Genomic DNA, 20,853 nt, shown 5'->3' with positions numbered 1-20,853 from the left:
CGGGCCATCAACGCTGCTCTTTCGTCATGCCGGACTAGATTCGGCATCCAGTCACGGCGCGTCTGCGCCGTGAGGAGAGTCTTTTACGATCAAAGACTTGATCGCGCCGCCCCCCGAATCAAATCCGGGGTGACGGCGTTCAAACGCCACGGCGTCGCTAAACGACGTCAACGATCCAGACGGTTCGGACCCACCATCACATATTGGCGTAAACCGGCCCTTCGCCACCCTGCGGCGGCACCCAGTTGATGTTCTGGTTGGGGTCCTTGATGTCGCAGGTCTTGCAGTGCACGCAGTTCTGCGCGTTGATGACGTAAACCTCTTCGCCGTCCTTCTCCACCCACTCGTAAACACCGGCCGGACAATAACGCGTCGAAGGACCGGCAAAGACGTCGTGTTCGGAGCGCTTCTGCAGCTCCATGTCCTTCACCTGAAGGTGGACCGGCTGGTCTTCCTCATGGTTGGTGGAGGACAGGAACACCGAGGACAGGCGGTCGAAGGTCAGAACGCCATCAGGCTTCGGATAGGCGATCGGCTTGTGCTTCGAAGCGGGCTCGAGGCTCTGCGCATCCGTCTTGCCGTGCTTCAGCGTGCCGAAGAAGGAAAAGCCGAACAGCTGGTTGGTCCACATGTCGAGACCGCCAAGGCCGACACCGACGAGCGTGCCGAATTTCGACCACAGCGGCTTGACGTTGCGGACCCGCTTCAGGTCCTTGCCGATATCGCCTTCGCGCCACTCGGCCTCGATCTCCGCCACCTCGTCATGGGCGCGGCCGGCGGCAATCGCCACGGCGATCTTCTCCGCCGCCAGCATGCCCGAGAGCACCGCATTGTGGCTGCCCTTGATGCGCGGCACGTTGACGAAACCAGCCGAACAGCCGATCAGCGCGCCGCCAGGGAAGGTGAGCTTCGGCACCGACTGGTAGCCACCTTCGGTAATCGCGCGCGCACCATAGGAAATGCGCTTGCCGCCCTCGAAGGTGTCGCGGATGGCCGGATGTGTCTTGAAACGCTGGAATTCCTCGAAAGGATAAAGATAGGGGTTCTTGTAATTGAGGTGCACCACGAAGCCGACGGCAACGAGATTGTCCTCCAGATGATACAGGAACGAGCCGCCGCCGGTCTTGAAACCGAGCGGCCAACCGAAGGAATGCTGCACGAGGCCCTGTTTGTGGTGTTCCGGCTTGACCTGCCAGAGCTCCTTGATGCCGATGCCGAATTTCTGCGGCTCGCGATCTTTCGAGAGGTCGAATCTGGAAATCAGCTGCTTGGCGAGCGATCCACGCACGCCCTCTCCAACAAGCACATATTTGCCGTGCAGTTCCATGCCGCGGGTGAAGTTCGGACCCGGCTCGCCGTTCTTCTCGATGCCCATATCGCCGGTGGCGACGCCGATGACGGCGCCTTCGTCATTATAGAGCACTTCCGTGGCGGCAAAGCCCGGATAGATCTCGACGCCGAGCCCTTCCGCCTTTTCCGCCAGCCATCGACAGACCAGCCCGAGCGAGACGATGTAGTTGCCATGATTGTTCATCAAGGGCGGCATCATGAAATTCGGCAGGCGGATGGAGCCGGCCGGGCCTAAGAACATGAACTGGTCGTCCTTGACCTCGGTCTTGAAGGGATGCCCCTCCTCTTCGCGCCAGCCGGGCAGAAGACGGTCGATGCCGATGGGATCGACCACCGCGCCCGAGAGGATGTGCGCACCGACTTCCGCGCCTTTTTCCAGAACGACGACCGAGAGCTCGGGCTCCACCTGCTTCAGGCGGATCGCGGCGGCGAGACCCGCAGGACCCGCGCCAACGATCACAACGTCGAATTCCATCGCTTCGCGTTCGGGCAGTTCCATCGCTTCCGTCATCTTGTCCTCTCACATCGCCGGTCCCATCCGGCTGTTGTTATATCCGCTTACCGGCATCCTCGGCGCATCGCCTGCGCCGGACAAAAAGCCATCCGCGACACCGCATTTACCAGCGTCTGTCTTCGCAAAGCAGGACGCCTTTGTCGAGCTTCTATAGCGGCAAAACATGTCGCACGCCAGTCAATTGTCAGACAACCTGATGATTGGTTTATTACTTTTACGTTCACGTAAGATTTAAAATAGAAGCTGGGAGTGTAGGCGTCAAGGGTAGTCGGCATTTGTGCCGCTCTCGCGTTTACCGTGGCTGAAACGCCCATTCGGCTCGCTTCATCAATGGCGGCGTTTCCGTTTGCGCCGCAAGCGGACATACCTTTACGTATCGATGATTGTCCGCTGTCGCCCCCATTGAAGACGTTCACTGGCTTGATTGCGATGCTGCAACCCGGACATAGTACGACAGCAAAACGTGTCGCAGGTTTCGGGAATTATGCGACAGGTGTGGTATCTCACCAGGGAGACAATGAGAGATATGAACCGCAGCGTCACCTTCACTTTGACTGCCGACGACTATGTTGCTGCCAACAAGCTGTTCATACTGAAATATTCAACCTCAGGCTGGCCGCTCGTTTGCTGGCTGATCTTCGTTGCTTTGCTGCTTGCCTCGCTCTTCACGTTGGCGCTGCGATTCCCCGATGCGCCTTTCATGTCGCTCTTCTACATCTGCGTGGTGGTTGTGATCGCAATACCGCTCTACCAATATTTTTTCGGCGCTGCCGTGTTTGCCCGCAAGGCCTACGCAGACCAGAAAACCCTTCAGCACCCAATCACGGTTACATGGTCTGAGGAAGGCTTTAGGAGCAAGGCACAGCAGGGCGACTGGAATGTTCCTTGGAACGACTATCTCAAATGGACCGAAGACAGCAAGGTGATCCTCCTCTACCAGGGGGCGCGCGTGTTCAACATGCTGCCTAAGCGCGTCCTGACGCCAGCACAGATCGACGACTTCAGGCAATTGGTGGCCGCCAACATCAAGCGCGCGTGAAATAGCCCCGCTAAGATGGAGCCATTCTTATCGCAAACTCCCAAGTTCGCGACAAAATCGCCACTGCTGACTTCTAAGGAATTTCTGTAGCAAGAGTTTGGTGCAAAACTCCGGCTTGAGCGACACTGGAAGACCACTTCTGCTCTGTCAGACTGAAACCTGCCAATCCGCTCTCCATCCCCATCAGGCCTGTCCAGATCAGTGCTGCAATGACCGCTTTGGGCCACAAGCCGATTAGCTAAGATCACTCTCCAACATCAAACCGCCCACTCCTCATCCGTCGTAAACACGATCGTCAACCAGCGGTCACTGCCCTCGCCGCCCAGCGCTTCGCCGATCTCGTCGCGGATCGCATCCCATTCCTCCAGACGCCGGGCCGGCCAGTTCTTCGGCACGATGAAGAAGAGTTCGATCTGACGGCCGCGGCCGACGCGGGCGACATAGGAATAGTGCGAAGCGAAGCCGAATTTTTTCACCGTCTCGGCGGCCACCCTGTCCACATGCTGCTTGAATTCCAGCGGGGTCACCAGAAGGATGTCGGCCAGCGCCTGCTTCACATTGCCGAGCGGCATGGGGATGATGACGAGGCAGACCAGCGCCAGCACGGCCGGGTCGATATAGGGCGAAAGCCATGCCTGCGACGTTCCCGTCAGCCCGTAACCCACGGCGAAGGCGATAAAGAGCGCGATGCTCAAAAGCGCGCTCATCAACCAGCTTTTGGCATCCAGCGCCACGAAGGCGGATTTCAGCCGGCGGTTCTGCCTTTTGACGAACCACGCCATGGCGAGCGAGACGGCAAAGCTGAGGAAGGTGACGATGATCGCGTAGTCGAACTCGATCGACCTGCCGCCATCCATCAGGCTGTCGATGGCATTGATGAGCGCATAGATCGCAGCGCCCATCAACAGCGTGCCGTTGAGGCCGAGCACCATCGGCTCCAGGTGCCAGAAACCCATGGTGAAACGCTCCACCAGCCGGCCGCCCGGCCTTGGCGCTGCGGAGGCGGCGATCAGCCGCGCGACCAGCAGCGCCAGCACCGTCATGAAAGCGTCGGTCAGCGCATAGACACCATCGAAAACCACCGCGAAGGAGCCGGAGAACAGGCCCGCGCCGATACCGAAGAGCGCCAGGAGAACCGTGACGGCAATGGAGAATTTCAGCAGGGATTGTTCTGTCATGACGTGTATTTTTCCTTCAAAACCGGGCGCCACCTTCATAGAGGATTTTCGCCATTCTTAGAATCGCGAAAACGCTCTAACTCTTTGTTTTGTCGCATTTCCGGACGGAAAACCGGGGTCCACTTTTCCTGGAAATGCTCTATAAACAGCACATAGCGCACTCACAAGACAGGATAAAACCCATGGATTTCGGCATTTCCGGCAAACGCGCCCTCGTTCTCGCCTCCTCTCGCGGCCTTGGGCTGGGCATTGCGACGGCGCTGGCGAAAGAAGGCGCGCATGTCCTTCTCGTCGGCAGAAGCGGCGATAAGCTGGAGGCAAACTGCAAGGCGATCAATGCGCTCGGCAAGGGCAAGGCCGACTGGGTCTGGGGCGATCTTGCCGATGACAATTTCGTCGCCGCCATGGTTCAGGCGGTCAAGGACAAGCTCGGCGGCATCGATATTCTCGTCAACAATACCGGCGGTCCGACCCCGGGCCTTGCGCAGGAGATGACGGTCGAAAAGCTCGATACCTTCTTCCAGTCCATGGTGCTGCGCGTCATCACGCTCACCAATGCGCTTCTGCCTGACATGAAGGAACAGGGTTTCGGCCGCATCCTCACCGTCGCCTCGTCAGGCGTGTTCGAACCGATCGCCAATCTTGCGCTTTCCAACACGCTGCGCGGCGCGCTGGTCGGCTGGAGCAAGACGCTGTCCTCCGAAGTAGCCTCCTTCGGCATCACCTCCAACCTGCTCCTGCCCGGCCGTATCCATACCGACCGCATCGATGAGCTTGATGGCGCCAACGCCAAGCGTCTCGGCAAGAGCGTCGAGGAAATCCGCGAGGCCTCCGTCAAGAGCATCCCGGCCGGCCGCCTCGGCACGGTGGAGGAATTCGCCGCCGCCGGCGCTTTCCTCTGCTCGGTTCCGGCAAGCTACATCACCGGCACGATGCTGAGAGTGGATGGCGGCGCGGCGAAGTCGAACTAAGGCCGAATAGATACGAATCCCGTCAGGAGGCCGCTCCGTAAATCACGTAGCGGTTCCGGCCGGTATTCTTGGCCTCGTAGAGGGCGGTGTCGGCGCGGCGCAGGACATCGCTCGCGCTCTCGCCTGGGTTTGCAAAGGCAATGCCCGCCGAGCAGCTATATCGGAAACCGGGCATGTCTGCGAACGGTGACGCCTGCGCCAGTGATGACAGCACCCCCTGCATGACTGCCTCCGCGCTCAAAACGCGTGAACCGCCGAGCATCAGCAGGAACTCCTCGCCGCCGATTCGCCCGACGAGATCGTCGCGGGCGACCGCAGCGGAAAGCCGGGCGGCGAAGTCTTTCAGAACCAGATCGCCGCAGGCATGGCCAAAGCGGTCGTTCACCGACTTGAAGTGGTCTATATCAATGATGATGACAGCGAGCGCCTCGGCTTTGTTGGGGCCAAGCCGGTGATTGAGAATATCCATGACGTAGCGGCGGTTGCCGAGACCGGTCAGCTCGTCGCTCAGGGCGGATTTCAACGCCCTGTCCCGCTCCTGGCGAAGATCGCGCAGTTCAACGCCGAGTTCGGAAATATCGGTGACGACGCACAGCATCCAGCCACCCGGCAGCGTCGTCTCGGTCGTCAGCATCCAGCGCCCGTCATTGAGGCCGGTCTCGATGGTGCGGAACGGCAGCTTGCCGCGCCTCGTTCTCGCGGAGCGCAGCCACAGCTCGAAATCGGAGGTCTCGATGGCCGTGCCGGCGGAGTTGCGGTAACCGCTGCGCATGAGCTCAACCCATGTCGGAAACTCGTCCGGACCGAGGCCGAGCGCCGTGCGGAATGCCGTGTTGGCGAAACGCAGTTCATCGCCGCCGTCGAAAAGCGCATAACCCTGCTGCGACGCCTCCATCAGGTCCATGAGATGGCGGTTGAAGCTGTCCGCATCGCCGCGAACGCGGGCGTTTCGCGCCGGCGACACGTCTTCGAGGGTGGAACGGGCCGGCTTTCGGGACATCGGGGCTCCGTCTGCAAACACAACAAATACAAAAATAAATCTGCTCTTTAACGCTATAGCTCAGCCTTATACTCGCTTTATGCGAAAAAATATTTAATGCGGACGGCAGGGCGGCCTTCCACCCATGGCGATTACTTCATGCAAATTTCACAATAAACCCTGGTGCGGGCGCTTGCCATTCCGTCAGCCCTGTGCAATCAACCGCCCTCCTCTGACATCGGGGCGCCAAGAGCATCCCTTATTTTCACGCCGGGCCACCCAAGGGCCGGGCGGTTCTTCTATCGGCGACAAGGATATGGCGATGACGCAAAAGCGGGCTCTCGGCCTCGATTTCGGCACGACCAACACGGTCATGGCTCTTTCCGACGGCGGCGGCGACAGCCGCTCCATGCGTTTTACCAGCAGCGCAGGCACGGATGACAGCATGCGCACCGCGCTCTCCTTCATGAAGGATGCTGGCCTTGGTGCGGCCGCGCTGCATGTGGAAGCGGGACATGCCGCCATCCGCCAGTTCATCGACAATGCCGGCGACTGCCGTTTCCTGCAGTCGATCAAGACATTTGCGGCCTCGCCGCTGTTTCAGGGCACGCTGATCTTCGCCAAGCGCCAGAGCTTCGAGGACCTGATGGACGTGTTCCTGCGCAAGCTGAAGACCTATGCGGGTGAGGAATGGCCAGGTGACGTTTCCACCGTCATCGCCGGCCGGCCGGTGCGTTTCGCCGGCAGCAATCCGGATGAGACGCTGGCGCTTGCCCGTTACAACGAGGCGCTCACCCGGGCAGGTTTCCCTGATATCCACTATGTCTACGAGCCAGTGGCGGCGGCCTATTATTTCGCCCAGAGCCTGAAGAAGGACGCCAATGTGCTGGTGGCGGATTTCGGCGGCGGCACCACGGACTATTCGCTGATCCGTTTCGAAACCCATGCCGGCAAGCTTTCCGCCACCCCCATCGGCCATTCCGGCGTCGGCGTGGCAGGCGACCATTTCGATTTCCGCATGATCGACAATCTGGTCTCGCCCGAGATCGGCAAGGGCAGCAAGTTCAAAAGCTTCGACAAGGTGCTGGATGTACCCTCGGGTTATTACGTGAATTTCGGCCGCTGGAACCAGCTGTCGATCTTCAAGACCTCGAAGGAATTCACCGCGCTGAAATCGCTGGTGCGCTCGGCGCTGGAGCCGGAAAAACTCGAACTCTTCATCGATCTCGTCGACCACGACGAGGGCTACCCGCTCTATCAGGCGATTTCCGCCACCAAGATGGCGCTGTCCTCGGCGGAGGAAGCGGAATTCAACTTCTCGCCGCTCGGCAAAGCCGGCCGCAAGATGGTGAAGCGCAGCGATTTCAACAACTGGATCGCTGACGACCTTGCCAAGATCGAAGAAGCGCTCGACGAGGTTCTGGAAAAGACGAAGGTTGCGCCCGAGGCGATCGACAAGGTGTTCCTGACCGGCGGCACCTCCTTCGGGCCGGCGGGGCGCGAGCTTTTCCCCCGCCGTTTCGACGCCGACCGTATCGAAAGCGGCGGCGAGCTGCTCTCGATTGCCCATGGTCTCGCCATGATCGGCGAAAGCGGCGACATTCAGCGCTGGACAGCGTGATTTACGGGTTCCCCGGGCGGGGAACATGGGGTAATTTCCGCCCATGATCGCCGCTCACGACCTCTCCCCGGCCGAACTCGCCGCCCCCCTGCATTTCCATGCGGATGCGGGCGTGGACTGGATGCTGGAAGAGCCCCCGGTCGACCGTTTCGCGGAATTCGCCGCCGCCCGCCCTGCCCGATCCGCGCCGGCACAGGATGCGGTGACATCGGCACGCCAGACTGAAAGGCCGGCGGATCGCCGTGCCGACGCACCTCAGCGGCAGGCGGCAACGCGCAGCGCCCCGGCGCGTGGCGCGCCAGCCGCGCCCGCTCTTCAGCAGAATGTCGCCATGCCCGACGAGCAGGCCGTGGCGGCGGCGCGTTTTGCGGCGGAAAGCGCGAGATCGCTTGCCGAGCTGAAAACCGCCCTTGAGGGTTTCAGCGGCTGCAACCTCAAGAACAGCGCGCGCAATACGATTTTCACCGCAGGTGATGCCGCCTCCGCCATCATGGTCATCGGCCCGATGCCTGACGCGGATGACGACCGCGAGGGCCTTCCCTTCGCCGGCAAGACCGGGCTTTTGCTCGACCGCATGCTGGCGGCCATCGGGCTTGAGCGCAGCACCATCATGCTCGGCAATGTCGTGCCCGGGCGGCCGCCGGGCACCCGCCCGCCGACGCAGGCCGAGATGGATATCTGCCGCCCCTTCATCGAGCGACAGATCGCGCTTGCCGAGCCGAAACACCTGTTGCTTCTTGGCAACTTCACCGCACGTTTCTTCTTTGGCGGCACCGGCACCATCCATACGCTGCGTGGACAGTGGCGTGATGTCGCAGCCGGACACCTGGTTTTGCCGGCTCTCGCAAGCCTGCACCCACAGGAACTGTTGAACGCGCCAGCGAGTAAGTCATTGGCATGGCAGGATTTATTGGCTTTTCAGGCAAAGATCACCCAAGGCTGACTGCCTCATTCCTACTCAATGTAAATGAATTATGAAAAAAGCCATGCGCATTACGCATAACAGCGGCGCATTTGGCCGGCTTGCCGAATCCATGCTGCGCTGCGATATAGCGATCATGTCTTGGGAGGAATTCGGTTTAAGGAACCAAGGCAATGACCACTCGCTTCCGTCCGGTACATTCCGGCTTTGAAACGCTCCGCCTGGCGGGCCTCGGCCCTCGCTCCAGTCAGGGCTACCATCGTTTCGGCGCAGCCGCAAACGAACAGATGACCGCACGCGCTGCCATGCAGCAGGTCCGCGTGACGCGTCCCTCGGCAGTCTTCGCAGATTTCCGCGAGCGCTGAGAAGCACTCAGGCCAGTCTAGCACTGGCTCATAGATATGATTGCGCGCTGGCGTCTTTCTTCGGGAAGGCGCCTTTTGCTTTTGCGTGTTTTCACGATTATAGACCTCCGTCATGCCGGACCTGATCCGGCATCCAGCCAGCCCAAGTCCTTGGGCTGAAAGGAGTCTTTCCAACACGCAGACGCGTGTCGACTGGATTCCGGCTCATGGCCGGAATGACGGACACACAAAACGGCCAGTGTATAGCGGCCGAGGAAACATCCCTCACCCCTGCGGCGTCGAAGCCTTGCGCGCCGCCCGTCTCGCCAATCCCAGCTGATGTTCGCGGAAAATGATGAAGATACCGGCGAGGATCACGATCGCCGTACCGATCAGCATTGTCACCGTCGGAATATCACCGAACAGAATGTAGGACACCGCGATGCCGAAGACGATGGAGCTGTATTCGAAGGGGGCGATGACGGAGACCTCCGCATGGCGGTAACTCTCCGTCAGGAAGATTTGCGCGACGCCGCCGCAGATGCCGCTGGTGATCAAGAGCATCGCCTGCGTCAGGCTCAGCGAATTCCAGCCGAACGGCACGCTGATGAGCGATAACAAAGTGGCGGTGAGCGAAAAATAGAGCACGATGGTCGGCGTCTTTTCCGTCTCCACCAGCTGCCGCACCTGGATCATGGCCAGACCGCCCAGCGCCGCGCCGCATAGCACGGCAATGGCCCCCAGCCCCTCACCCGCGGCAAAGCCGCCCTCACTCAGAAGCGTCATCTTCGGCCACAGAATCACCAGCACGCCCATCATGCCGACAAACACCGCACTCCAGCGATAGATGCGCACCTTTTCATGCAGGATGAAGGCGGCGAAAACGACGGCGAGAAGCGGCGAGGCATAACCGATGGCGATGAATTCCGGCAGCGGCAGCATGGTCAACCCATAAAAACCGCAGGCCATCGAGAGGATGCCCAGAAAACCGCGCTTGAAATGGCCGAGGAGATTGTTGGTGTGCAGCGCGCTCGCCAGCGCATGCAACCAGGCGAGATAAACGACGATCGGGATGATGGCGAAGGCGGAACGGAAGAAGGTGATCTGGCCGGCCGGCACGTCACCTGCGGCCTTGATACAGGTCTGCATGACAAGAAAAAAGCCGACCGAAATCAGCTTCATGCTAATCCCGCGAAAGGGATTCATCGGTTCGGCGTTCATTGGCAGTTACTCATATCGGCTGCGCAAACACGCCATCGGGAGATTTTCATGCGGGAGAGGACGACGCAGGGGAAGTGGATGTACCAAGGCTAGAGCATTCTTCCGGGGCTTTACAACAAAAAATGTTATTCACTCATGAATTCCGTTGATCTGGCGAGGGTTCGTTCGCACACCTGCGGGAACGATCGCAGACGAAAAGCGACGCGCGCTAAAATTTGAAGAAAATAAAATATAATTTCAGCAATCGTTCAACATTTGCTGCCATGGTCCACGGGTCCGGCGGCGGGAGGATTGTCTGCATGGCCGGCAAAGCTTTCCATGGCGGGACAGGACGTCCTCCGATGCGCACATGAACGTGACGAATACTCTACCCATTTTACATCCGGGACTTATGGCGACATGATGCCGGGAAGACCACGCCAAGTTATTCAGGGACAGTCATGCGAACAGACACGGGCCAGATCGTTCACCTGGCAGATTACCGCCCCACCGATTTCGTTCTGGAGCGGGTGGATCTCACCTTCGAACTCGACCCCAAGAATACCAAGGTCGAAGCCCGTTTGATCTTTCACCGGCGCGAAGGTGCTGAGCGGCAGGCGCCGCTCGTTCTTGATGGCGACGAGCTGAAGCTTTCCGGCCTGCTGCTCGACCAGGTGGAGCTTCCCGCCGGCCAATATGAGGCGACGCCCGACAGCCTGACCATCCGCGATTTGCCGGCCGAATCTCCCTTCGAGATCTGCGTCACCAATTACATCAATCCGCAGATCAATACGCAGCTGATGGGGCTTTACCGCACCAATGGCGTTTATTGCACGCAATGCGAGGCGGAAGGTTTCCGCCGTATCACCTATTTCCCCGACCGGCCGGATGTTCTGGCGCCCTATACGGTGACGATCATCGCGGCGAAGGAAGGCAATCCGCTGCTGCTCTCGAACGGCAATTTCCTCGGCGGCGGCAATTACGATGAAGGCCGTCACTTCGCAGCCTGGTTCGATCCGCATCCGAAACCCAGCTATCTCTTCGCGCTTGTCGCCGGCGATCTCGGCGTGGTGGAAGATACCTTCACCACCATGTCCGGCCGCGAAGTGGCGCTGAAGATTTATGTCGAGCACGGCAAAGAGCCGCGCGCGGCCTACGCCATGGATGCGCTGAAACGTTCGATGAAATGGGACGAAGAGCGTTTCGGCCGCGAATACGATCTCGATATCTTCATGATCGTCGCCGTGTCCGATTTCAACATGGGCGCGATGGAGAACAAGGGTCTCAACGTCTTCAACGACAAATTCGTGCTGGCCGACCCCGAAACCGCCTCCGATGCTGACTACGCCAATATCGAGCGCATCATCGCCCATGAATATTTCCACAACTGGACGGGCAACCGCATTACCTGCCGCGACTGGTTCCAGCTCTGCCTGAAAGAAGGCCTGACGGTCTATCGCGATCAGGAATTTTCCGCCGACATGCGCTCGCGGCCGGTCAAGCGCATCGCCGATGTGCGCCATCTGAAATCGGAGCAGTTTCCCGAGGATTCCGGCCCGCGGGCGCCCCCGCCGCGCCCGGATACCTATCGCGAAATCAACAATTTCTACACAACGACCGTTTATGAAAAAGGTGCCGAAGTCACGAGGATGATCGCCACGATCCTCGGCGGTGATGATTTCAAGAAGGGCATGGACCTCTATTTCGAGCGCCATGACGGCGAAGCCGCAACCGTCGAGGATTTCGTCAAGAGCTTCGTCGATGCGAGCGGCCGCGACCTCTCGCAATTTTCGCTCTGGTACACGGAAGCGGGCACACCGCTCGTCTCCGTCTCATCGGCTTATGATGCGGGCAATGCCACCTTCAGACTGACGCTGGAACAGACCGTGGCGCCGACGCCCGGCCAGCCGGTGAAGCAGCCGCGCCATATTCCGCTGTCGCTGGCGCTGATCCTCGACAATGGCCAGATCGCCGAACCGCAGGCCGTCGAAGGCGGCGAGTATCGCAATGGCGTGCTGCATCTGACCGAACGCAACCAAACCTTCTCCTTCCCCGGCATCTCGTCGAGGCCGGTGCTGTCTATCAACCGCAGCTTCGCGGCACCGATCAATCTGGATTTCGAGCAGAATGCGGCCGATCTGGTGCAGATTGCCCGGCATGAGACTGACATGTTCGCCCGTTTCCAGGCGCTGACCGATCTCGCCCTGCCGGCGCTGATTGCCGCCGCCAAGGCGGTGCACAAGGGCGAAGAAATACAGACGGATGCGGCTCTCTCCGCCACGCTCATCGAAATCATCGGCAACGACGCGCTTGAGCCGGCATTCCGGGCGCAGGCGCTCGCCTTGCCGAGCGAAACGGATATCGCCCGCGAACTCGGCGGCAACACCGATCCCGATGCCATCCACAAGGCGCGCAATGCCACGATCAAGGCGATTGCCACGTCCGGCCTAGAAACGCTGCGGCAGCTTGCCGATAGTGCTGCCGATGGCGAGGCTTACAGCCCCGACGCCGACAGCGCCGGACGCCGTTCGCTGCGCAATGGCGCCCTGAGCTTCCTCGCCTTTGCCGAGGGAACACCGGAGCGGGCGGCGAACGCCTTTGCCGACGCCACCAACATGACCGATCTCGCCCATGCGCTCAGCGTCCTGACCCAGCGTTTCCCGGAAAGCACGGAAACAAAGGAAGCGCTTGCCGCCTTCGAAAAACGCTTTGCCGACAATGCACTCGTTCTCGACAAATGGTTCTCGTTGCAGGCAGCCATTCCGGGCGAAGGCGCGCTGGAGCGTATCAAGGGGCTGATGAAATCGAAACATTTCATCGCCACCAATCCGAACCGGGTGCGCTCGCTGGTCGGCACGCTTGCCTTCTACAACCCCACCGGCTTCCACCGAGCCGATGGCGCGGCCTATCGTTTCCTTGCGGAACAGATCATCGCCATCGACAAACGCAATCCGCAGCTGGCCGCCCGCATTTTGACCTCCATGCGCTCCTGGCGATCGCTGGAGGCAAGCCGTGCCGAACATGCGAAAGCCGCGCTTTCAACCATTGCCGAGGCGAAGGACCTGTCGACGGATGTAAGCGACATCGTCGGGCGTATCCTCAAGGGCTGATCGTCCGCCGAAGCTCCACCATTCTGATCCATGCCGCGACGCCGTCTTGATTTCCATCAAGGCGGCGTCGCGCATTGCGCAGCATCTTTGTGTGCGAAGGGCCGACGTTGGCTCGGGATCAGATGGGAACTTCAGATGACGGACATGTCCAGAACCAGCGCCTCGTTTCAACGCTTCATGACCGACGCCCCGGCTCACAAGGCGGCATGGCTTCAGGCCGTGCAGGGCCTGGGCGCGGCCTCCACACTCGATGTGAAGACGCAGAGCCTGATCTATATCGGTATTCTGGCCGCCCTGCGTCTGGAAAGCGGCATCGCTTTTCATGTGACGGAAGCCAAGGCGCACGGCGCAAGCCGGGAGGATATCATCAGCGCGGTGCTGACCGGTCTTCCCGCCGCCGGCAATGGCGTGATCAGCGCGCTTGGCCCTGCTCTCGATGCCTTCGATGGAGGCTGAAACCCGTTCCACGCGGCATCTCGAAACCGCCGGAATTGAAGTGCCGCTCACTGTTTTTCTTCATGAATCCCGCTTTTCCCGAAGCGGGAGCAGATTGTCCCGAAAAAATACGGAGTCGGTTCAAGGGGTTAAAATTCTTTTAACTTTTGCCTCTGGACACGGCGAATCGCATTTGATTCATTAGGGATATTCGAGCGGCGGCGCTTCGAATCACTGGGGACATCTAAAAGGCGGGACAATGACGAACGTGCGGCGGGCGACTGCGGGCGATGAGCGGCCGTATGCCAAATTTTCTGATCTTGCGGCCTGGGGCGAAAGGCTTTCCAGCGACCTGATGGGTTTGATGAATGGCTCCGACCGCCCGGCGCCGCAGGTCGAGACCCTGCTGAAACGCCTCATCCCCATTCTCATCCTCGCCTTCCTCGTTGTTGTCGCTGCCTCGCGCATGCTTGGCATCGTTGCCGAATACAGCCGCATGGAAGAGGCCGCCCGCCACTCCACGGCGCTGACGGCGCTGACGGCGAAAGCGGCCCTTATTAACAACGGTATCGTTTTCACCGGGCAGGACCGGACCCGCGCCGAGGCGAGCCTTGTCGCCGCATTGCCGTCGGGCAGCCTTGCCGATGGCACCATGGTACTGCTGTCAGGCAGCAATGGCCGCATCTTCGCGGGCGCGGGCAAGGAGGCGATGCTTTATATCGGCACCTCGCTGCCCGCCCTGCTTCCCGAAATCGCCATCGTGCAGCGTTTCCCCGGCTCGCCCGGCACCATCGAGACCAACATCGATGGCCAGCAGCATTATGCGACGATGATCCCCTTCGGTGATGATGGCGCCATGGTGATCGCGGCGCGCTCGCTGCAGCCGATCCGCTCCTTCTGGCGTAGCGAAATCGCCATGAACGTGACGCTGTTCGCCGGCATCTCCTCCATCCTGCTCGTCGTGCTCTACGCCTATTATATGCAGGTGAAGCGCGCCCGCGACGCCGACGACATCTTCGCCGAATCCAACCTGCGGGTGGAAACGGCGCTGTCACGCGGGCGCTGCGGCCTCTGGGATTTCGATCTTTCCAGCCGGCGCATGTTCTGGTCCGGTTCGCTTTATGAAATTCTTGGGCTTCCGCCGAAGGCAGCACCGCTCTCCTTTTCCGATGCGGCCCGCATGATGCATTCCGAAGACGGCAATCTCTACGAGCTTGCCCGCGCCGTCGGCTGCGGCAACCTGCGCCAGATCGACCAGATTTTCCGCATGCGCCATTCCAAGGGTCATTATGTCTGGCTGCGCGCCCGCGCCCAGGTCATCCGCACCAATAACGGCCCGCGCGTCATCGGCATCGCCATGGATGTCACTGAACAGCACCGCCTCGCCCAGCGTTATGCCGAGGCGGACCAGCGCCTTGCCGACGCCATCGAATCCACCTCGGAAGCCTTCGTGCTGTGGGACAAGAACGATCGCCTCGTGATGTGCAACACCCACTACCAGAAGGCCTATGGCCTGCCTGACAGCGTGCTGGTGGCCGGCACGGAAAAAAGCACGGTCCATGCCGCAGCAGCCCGCCCCGTGGTTGAACGCCGCGTTGCCGATCCGGACCAATCCGGCCTGTCGCGCACCATGGAAGTGCAGCTTGCCGATGACCGCTGGCTGCAGATCAACGAGCGCCGCACCCGTGACGGCGGCCTCGTCTCCGTCGGCACCGATATCACCCTTCTGAAGCGCCATCAGGAACGGCTGCGCGATTCCGAACGCCGGCTGATGGCAACGATCGGCGATCTCTCCGCCTCGCAGCACAAGCTGGAACGGCAAAAGACGGAACTTTCCGACGCCAACGCCAATTATCTCGCCGAAAAAGAGCGTGCGCAGGCCGCCAACCGGGCGAAATCCGAATTCCTCGCCAATATGAGCCACGAGCTGCGCACGCCGCTCAACGCCATCCTCGGCTTTTCCGAAATCTTACAAAACGAGATGTTCGGGCCGGTCGGCTCGCCGAAATATTCCGAATATGCCCGCGATATCCATGACAGCGGCAAACACCTGCTCAACGTCATCAACGATATTCTCGACATGTCGAAGATTGAAGCGGGCCATATGCGCATCAACCGCGAGACGATCGATCTTGCGCCGCTGATCGAGGAGACGCTGCGGCTGACCGCCATTCAGGCCCAGCAGAAGAACATCACCGTGCAGCAGAAGGTCTGCGCCGGGCTGACCATGCAGGGCGACCGCCGCGCCATGAAGCAGATCATGCTCAACCTGCTCTCCAACGCGGTCAAATTCACCGGCGACGGCGGCCGTATCGCGCTGCGCACCCATGTGCATGAGGCCGCGATGATCCTCACCATCGCCGATACCGGCATAGGCATCCCCGCGCAGGCGCTCAACAAGATCGGCCAGCCTTTCGAGCAGGTGCAGAGCCAATATGCCAAGAGCCAGGGCGGTTCCGGGCTTGGGCTGGCGATTTCCCGCTCACTGGTGAAGCTGCATGGCGGGACGATGAAGATACGCTCATGTGAGGGTCGCGGCACGGTGGTGACGATCATTATTCCGCATACGGCGGGGGGGTGTGGGACGGTGCATTGAGCGTTGGACGATGTTCGCGCCCAACCGACAAAGGCCTAAATTATAGGGAAATTGGCTCTTCCATCATTTACTTTTGGTCTCAATTCTTAGCAGGGCATATCGCAATATTAGCAATAGCCAGATGAAGAAAAACATCGCCGCGATCAGGGGCACAAAGAACAACAATCGCAGTGCCAATAAGCAGATATCTAGTGCAAAAGCAGCTACAATGGGGACGGAGGCGTCTCCTGCGGAACACTTAATCTCGTCGAGATGGATTTGGCATCCATACGCGTATGCAATGATATCCGCCGATATATTTAAAATAAGAGGTGAAAAAAAGAACAATAATATTGCAGGTAGTATATAGAAATACACCTTCATGCTCAGCTTCTTCTTTCTATGATCCGATTCACTAATTACCATTCTTCACCACCGCCACAAACGCCTTGCGCACTGCTTTCGCCAGCCGCTTCACCTCTCCCTCAAGCGTTGAAATATCCGGGCAATCCCCCGCCCGGCACACGAGGTCGATCAGGCCCGCCGGCGCCTCTTTCGGATTGAACGTCCCATCAATGCACAGCCGCACGATCTGCGATATTTCGGTATAAAGCCCCATCGCCGCCATGCAGTCATCGAAAGCCTGCGGCTCCATGACAGGCGCGGCGAGCGCCTGCAACGCCTCGGCCGTATTGCGGCCCGGTTCGTGCGCAGCAAGCCCTTTCACCGGCCCCACCAGCGCCAGATATTGGGCGATGAATTCGAGGTCGATCAGGCCACCGTTGATGAGCTTGAAGTCCCAGTTGTTTTCCGGCGGTTTTTCCTGCTCGATGAGGTTGCGCATGTCCAGCACGTCGACGGAAACCTTGGTCGCATCGCGCTTTTGCGAAAGGATGGAAGCGATGATGCGGCGCGCATCTTCCATCAGCGAAGCATCGCCGCAGATCAGGCGGGCGCGGGAGAGCGCCATGTGTTCCCAGGTCCAGGCTTCCTCGCGCTGGTATTTCTCGAAAGCGGAGATGCGCGTCGCCACCGGCCCCTTGTTGCCGGAAGGGCGAAGCCGCATGTCGACCTCGTAAAGCACGCCTTCCGCCGTCGGGGCCGATAAGGCAGCAATCAGCCGTTGGGTAACGCGAGTGAAATAGCGCACCACATCGAGCGGCTTTGCACCGGTGGATTCATGGGCGGCATCGTCATAATCGTAAAGCAGGATGAGATCGACATCCGAACCAGCCGTCAGCTCGAAGGAGCCAAGCTTGCCCATGCCCATGACGGCGACACGGCCACCGGGATAGAGCCCATGCGCCGCTTCCATCTCCGCCAGAACCGCATTCAGCGCCGCCTCGATCACCAGATCGGCCAGGTGGGTGAAAGCGCGGGCGGCGACTTCGCCGCGGATTGCGCCGGTCAGAAGCCTGACACCGATCAGGAAGCGCTGTTCGGCGGCAAAGATGCGCAGCCGGTCGAGAATATCCTCGTAATGGCGGGCGTTGGAGAGGAAATTGCCCATGCGGTGGGCGAGATAATCGCGTGTCGGGATGTCGCTCATCAGCGCCGGGTCCAGCATGCCGTCAAAGACATGCGGGCGGGCGGCGATGATTTCGGCAAGGCGCGGTGCTGATGACATGATGGTCACCAGCAGGTCGAGCAGCGCCGGATTGTTGCCGAGCAGCGAAAACAGCTGGATGCCGGCCGGCAGGCCGGAAAGGAAATTATCGAAACGCAGGAGCGCCTCATCCGCCCGCTTGCTTTCACCGAAGGCGCGCAGCAGGTCCGGCGTCAGCTCCGTCAACCGCTCGCGCGCCTCGACCGATTGGGTGGCCCGGTAACGTCCATTGTGCCAGGTGCGGATGACGCGGGAGATATCCTCCGGCCGCTCGAAGCCGAGGGCGGAGAGTGTTTTCAGCGTATCGGGATCGTCCTTCTGGCCGGTGAAGACCAGATTGCCAGCCTCGCCGGAGAGTTTCGTTTCCTGCTCAAACAGCGCGGAATAACGCCGCTCCACCAGCCGCAGCACTTCTTCCAGCTTTTCCGAAAAAGCCTTGGTGTCGTCAAAGCCGAGCATGAAGGCAATGCGCTTCAATTCCGCTTCTGTATCGGGCAACACATGGGTCTGTTCATCGCGCACCATCTGGATGCGATGCTCCACCTCACGCAGGAACCAGTAGGCGTCGGTCAGGCTGTCACGCGTTTCGGCATCGATCCATTTCGCCTCGGTCAGTGCAGCAAGCGCCTCCTGCGTTGCCCGCACCCGGAGCGCCGGCATGCGACCGCCGGCGATGAGCTGCTGCGTCTGGGCGAAGAACTCGATCTCGCGGATGCCGCCGCGCCCGAGCTTGACATTATGACCCTTCACCGCAATCGCGCCATGGCCCTTATGGGCGTGGATCTGCCGCTTGATGGAGTGGATATCGGCAATCGCCGCGTAATCGAGATATTTGCGGAAGATGAAAGGCGTCAGCTCGCGCAGGAAGTTCTCGCCCGCCTTCATGTCGCCGGCCACCGGCCGCGCCTTGATATAGGCGGCGCGTTCCCAGTTCTGCCCCCTGCCCTCGTAATAAAGCAGCGCCGCTTCCACGGGAATGGCGAGCGGCGTCGAGCCGGGGTCGGGCCGCAGCCGGAGATCGGTGCGGAAGACATAACCATCGGCGGTGCGCTCCTGCATGATGCGCACCAGACGGCGCATCATGCGTCCGAAATTCTCCGTCGCATCATAGGGATCGTCCATGATGCCGGCGGAGGGTTCGAAGAACACCACGGCGTCGATGTCAGAGGAATAGTTGAGTTCGCGCGCACCGAGCTTGCCCATGCCGAGCACGATGAGGCCCGATCCTTCGCTCGGGGTTGCGACATCCTTCAGTTTCAGCTTGCCGCTCTCATGGGCAGCGAGCAGCAGGTGATCGATGGCGGCGGAGAGCGCGGCATCCGCCATGTCGCTCAGCCAGCGGGTCGTATCACGCGCGGTGAAGATGCGGGCGAGATCGGCAAGTGCGGCGATAAAGGAAAGCCGCCGCTTGGCTACTCTCAGCCGCGACATCACCTCGTTTTCGCTCGGTATACCGCCCTCGTTCCCGGGCTTCCAGCAATCGCGCGCCTCGCGGACGAGACCGGTCAGCAGCGGCTCAAGCGGTTTCGAAATCGCCAGCGACAAAAGCCCTTCATCCGCCGACGCCATGTCGCGCAGATAGGGAGACAGCGTGAAAGCCGCAGCGATAAAGTCTTTGAGCGCGCTTTCCCCGGCAAGCAGCGCGGCCACCGCCGGCTCGCCCTTGCCGATATCCTTCAGCGTCGAAAGAACGGATTTCAGTTCCGTCTGCGTATAGGGGCGGATCATCCCCGGCAGAACCTCGCTCAGCCGCCTTTCAGCGGTTTCCCGTTTCGTCACTGTCTCTCTCCCTCTTCCGCCTATTCTCTCGCCGCTCTTCGACCGTGCCCGGCTTTCAGGACCGGATGCACCGCATCCGAAACGTTCCTGCCGCCGCACCTTTGCCGAAGCCTCCCGGCGCATGCATGTGGCGTTGTAACAAATGCGGGCCGCTTTGCGATCAGAAAACCGCCGGTGGCGATGTTTTCCAAAGCGCCGCACCGCGTAATGTCTCCGCAATTGTGCCCGCGTAGCGTCATCCTCAACGAAACCCGACTCCCCGGTTTTCCGACGCTCGATGCTGCAACGGATATGATCATGAAACAGATTTTTACAGTGAAAGGGCAAAAGAACCTGCGCGCGATGGCCCTTTGCCTGACGACGCTGCCCGCCGCGCAGGCGATCTGCACACCGGTCTTCGCCGCCGATATCGGCAAATCGGACAGGTTGGCCGATCCGCAGGGCAATTTCGACAATGCCCGCTACAGCAGTTCCAGCGAGTGGAAGATCACGCTCGGCGCAGGTGCGGCCTATGCCCCGAAATATGAAGGTTCGGACAAGCTGGAAGTGGGCGCCGTCCCGCTGGTTTCCGTCCAGTATGGGGAAACGCTGAGCATCGATTTCAGCGGCGTTACCGTCAATCTTCTGAACCAGAACGGCTTCCGGCTTGGCGTCAAGGGTGGCTGGGAAGCGGGCCGCAAGGAAAAGGATGACAAGAAGAACCTTCGCGGGCTGGGCGACATCAAGGCCGGCGGCGTGGTCGGCGGCGTCATCGCCTATGGCGGCGACCCCTTTGAAATCTACGCCAAGGGGGACAAGACCATCGGCGGCAGCGAAGGCCTCACCGCCACTGTCGGCGCAAGCGTCTCGCACAAAGTCGACCAGTTCATTCTGGGTGCGGATATCTCCGCCACCTGGGCGGATGACAACCACATGAAATCCTATTTCGGTGTCACCTCGGCCCAATCCGCCCGCTCCGGCCTGCGCCGTTATGACGCCAAGGCAGGCTTCAAGCGCATCGACGCCAGCGCCTCGGTTTCCTATCTCATGGCGGAGAACTGGATGATCACCGGCACCGGCGGTGTCGGCTTCCTGCTGGGCGACGCCAAGGACAGTCCGGTGGTGAAAAAGGATATCCAGCCCTTCGCCATGATCGGCGTGGCCTACACGTTCTAAACCGCGCGGGAGAAGTACGCGACCGCGAACCCGCCCACCATCCCCATGAGGAAAGGCGTCCCTGCCCTCACGCCT

Annotated in this window: 14 protein-coding genes; 9 read left to right on the top strand and 5 right to left on the bottom strand. The window is 60.3% G+C overall.

The window, feature by feature from the left end; all coding sequences use genetic code 11:
* Positions 1-196: 196 nt before the first annotated feature.
* Positions 197-1,861, bottom strand: a complete 1,665-nt coding sequence (locus ASB65_RS11000) for an electron transfer flavoprotein-ubiquinone oxidoreductase (RefSeq protein ID WP_060723982.1) — start codon at positions 1,859-1,861, stop codon at positions 197-199.
* Positions 1,862-2,390: 529 nt separating this feature from the next.
* Here ASB65_RS11000 and ASB65_RS10995 point away from each other — a divergent pair.
* Complete coding sequence (locus ASB65_RS10995) at positions 2,391-2,903, top strand: YcxB family protein (protein WP_003509772.1); 513 nt, start codon at positions 2,391-2,393, stop codon at positions 2,901-2,903.
* A 257-nt stretch (positions 2,904-3,160) separates the two neighbouring features.
* Here the strand turns inward: ASB65_RS10995 and ASB65_RS10990 are convergent, their stop codons facing one another.
* Complete coding sequence (locus ASB65_RS10990; RefSeq protein WP_060724188.1) at positions 3,161-4,081, bottom strand: cation diffusion facilitator family transporter; 921 nt, start codon at positions 4,079-4,081, stop codon at positions 3,161-3,163.
* Positions 4,082-4,263: 182 nt separating this feature from the next.
* Here ASB65_RS10990 and ASB65_RS10985 point away from each other — a divergent pair, with 182 nt between their 5' ends.
* Positions 4,264-5,052 (top strand): SDR family oxidoreductase, encoded by a 789-nt coding sequence (locus ASB65_RS10985; protein ID WP_003509776.1) that lies wholly within the window; start codon positions 4,264-4,266, stop codon positions 5,050-5,052.
* A 22-nt stretch (positions 5,053-5,074) separates the two neighbouring features.
* Here the strand turns inward: ASB65_RS10985 and ASB65_RS10980 are convergent, their stop codons facing one another.
* Positions 5,075-6,052: a sensor domain-containing diguanylate cyclase gene (locus ASB65_RS10980; RefSeq protein ID WP_060723981.1), complete on the bottom strand. Its 978-nt coding sequence runs from the start codon at positions 6,050-6,052 to the stop codon at positions 5,075-5,077.
* A 301-nt stretch (positions 6,053-6,353) separates the two neighbouring features.
* Here ASB65_RS10980 and ASB65_RS10975 point away from each other — a divergent pair, with 301 nt between their 5' ends.
* The 3 genes from ASB65_RS10975 to ASB65_RS10965 all read left to right on the top strand — a co-directional run bounded on the left by ASB65_RS10975 (position 6,354) and on the right by ASB65_RS10965 (position 8,939).
* Positions 6,354-7,652, top strand: a complete 1,299-nt coding sequence (locus ASB65_RS10975; protein ID WP_060724187.1) for an Hsp70 family protein — start codon at positions 6,354-6,356, stop codon at positions 7,650-7,652.
* 43 nt (positions 7,653-7,695) lie between these two features.
* Complete coding sequence (locus ASB65_RS10970; protein ID WP_060723980.1) at positions 7,696-8,595, top strand: uracil-DNA glycosylase; 900 nt, start codon at positions 7,696-7,698, stop codon at positions 8,593-8,595.
* Positions 8,596-8,747: 152 nt separating this feature from the next.
* The gene (locus ASB65_RS10965; protein ID WP_003509784.1) at positions 8,748-8,939 is read left to right on the top strand and encodes a hypothetical protein; all 192 of its coding nucleotides are present in this window, start codon (positions 8,748-8,750) and stop codon (positions 8,937-8,939) included.
* 264 nt (positions 8,940-9,203) lie between these two features.
* On the opposite strand, the gene ASB65_RS10960 is transcribed toward ASB65_RS10965, so the two are convergent.
* Positions 9,204-10,139, bottom strand: a complete 936-nt coding sequence (locus ASB65_RS10960) for a DMT family transporter (protein WP_003509786.1) — start codon at positions 10,137-10,139, stop codon at positions 9,204-9,206.
* 440 nt (positions 10,140-10,579) lie between these two features.
* Between ASB65_RS10960 and pepN the strand changes: the two genes are divergently transcribed.
* The 3 genes from pepN to ASB65_RS10945 all read left to right on the top strand — a co-directional run bounded on the left by pepN (position 10,580) and on the right by ASB65_RS10945 (position 16,259).
* Positions 10,580-13,228 (top strand): aminopeptidase N, encoded by a 2,649-nt coding sequence (pepN, locus tag ASB65_RS10955; protein ID WP_060723979.1) that lies wholly within the window; start codon positions 10,580-10,582, stop codon positions 13,226-13,228.
* A gap of 135 nt (positions 13,229-13,363) precedes the next feature.
* A complete protein-coding gene (locus ASB65_RS10950) occupies positions 13,364-13,684 on the top strand; it encodes a carboxymuconolactone decarboxylase family protein (protein ID WP_003509790.1) in 321 nt (106 codons plus the stop codon).
* A gap of 238 nt (positions 13,685-13,922) precedes the next feature.
* Positions 13,923-16,259: a PAS domain-containing sensor histidine kinase gene (locus tag ASB65_RS10945; RefSeq protein WP_060723978.1), complete on the top strand. Its 2,337-nt coding sequence runs from the start codon at positions 13,923-13,925 to the stop codon at positions 16,257-16,259.
* A gap of 394 nt (positions 16,260-16,653) precedes the next feature.
* On the opposite strand, the gene ASB65_RS10935 is transcribed toward ASB65_RS10945, so the two are convergent.
* The gene (locus ASB65_RS10935) at positions 16,654-19,623 is read right to left on the bottom strand and encodes a bifunctional [glutamine synthetase] adenylyltransferase/[glutamine synthetase]-adenylyl-L-tyrosine phosphorylase (RefSeq protein WP_080868405.1); all 2,970 of its coding nucleotides are present in this window, start codon (positions 19,621-19,623) and stop codon (positions 16,654-16,656) included.
* Between the two features lie 291 nt (positions 19,624-19,914).
* On the opposite strand from ASB65_RS10935, the gene ASB65_RS10930 reads away from it, so the two are divergent.
* The gene (locus ASB65_RS10930; protein ID WP_060724184.1) at positions 19,915-20,778 is read left to right on the top strand and encodes a MipA/OmpV family protein; all 864 of its coding nucleotides are present in this window, start codon (positions 19,915-19,917) and stop codon (positions 20,776-20,778) included.
* Positions 20,779-20,853 lie beyond the last annotated feature (75 nt).

This window comes from Agrobacterium tumefaciens str. B6, from assembly GCF_001541315.1.
GTDB classification, from domain to species: Bacteria; Pseudomonadota; Alphaproteobacteria; order Rhizobiales; family Rhizobiaceae; genus Agrobacterium; species Agrobacterium radiobacter.
The sequence above is the reverse complement of the archived record's forward strand: the minus strand, read 5'-3'. Positions and strand labels throughout refer to the sequence as shown.

What these genes read in the sequence shown, in the direction of transcription:
- ASB65_RS11000 (WP_060723982.1), bottom strand. Translation starts at nt 1,861, where the DNA reads ATGACGGAAGCGATGGAACTGCCCGAACGCGAAGCGATGGAATTCGAC.
- ASB65_RS10995 (WP_003509772.1), top strand. Translation starts at nt 2,391, where the DNA reads ATGAACCGCAGCGTCACCTTCACTTTGACTGCCGACGACTATGTTGCT.
- ASB65_RS10990 (WP_060724188.1), bottom strand. Translation starts at nt 4,081, where the DNA reads ATGACAGAACAATCCCTGCTGAAATTCTCCATTGCCGTCACGGTTCTC.
- ASB65_RS10985 (WP_003509776.1), top strand. Translation starts at nt 4,264, where the DNA reads ATGGATTTCGGCATTTCCGGCAAACGCGCCCTCGTTCTCGCCTCCTCT.
- ASB65_RS10980 (WP_060723981.1), bottom strand. Translation starts at nt 6,052, where the DNA reads ATGTCCCGAAAGCCGGCCCGTTCCACCCTCGAAGACGTGTCGCCGGCG.
- ASB65_RS10975 (WP_060724187.1), top strand. Translation starts at nt 6,354, where the DNA reads ATGACGCAAAAGCGGGCTCTCGGCCTCGATTTCGGCACGACCAACACG.
- ASB65_RS10970 (WP_060723980.1), top strand. Translation starts at nt 7,696, where the DNA reads ATGATCGCCGCTCACGACCTCTCCCCGGCCGAACTCGCCGCCCCCCTG.
- ASB65_RS10965 (WP_003509784.1), top strand. Translation starts at nt 8,748, where the DNA reads ATGACCACTCGCTTCCGTCCGGTACATTCCGGCTTTGAAACGCTCCGC.
- ASB65_RS10960 (WP_003509786.1), bottom strand. Translation starts at nt 10,139, where the DNA reads ATGAACGCCGAACCGATGAATCCCTTTCGCGGGATTAGCATGAAGCTG.
- pepN (WP_060723979.1), top strand. Translation starts at nt 10,580, where the DNA reads ATGCGAACAGACACGGGCCAGATCGTTCACCTGGCAGATTACCGCCCC.
- ASB65_RS10950 (WP_003509790.1), top strand. Translation starts at nt 13,364, where the DNA reads ATGACGGACATGTCCAGAACCAGCGCCTCGTTTCAACGCTTCATGACC.
- ASB65_RS10945 (WP_060723978.1), top strand. Translation starts at nt 13,923, where the DNA reads ATGACGAACGTGCGGCGGGCGACTGCGGGCGATGAGCGGCCGTATGCC.
- ASB65_RS10930 (WP_060724184.1), top strand. Translation starts at nt 19,915, where the DNA reads ATGATCATGAAACAGATTTTTACAGTGAAAGGGCAAAAGAACCTGCGC.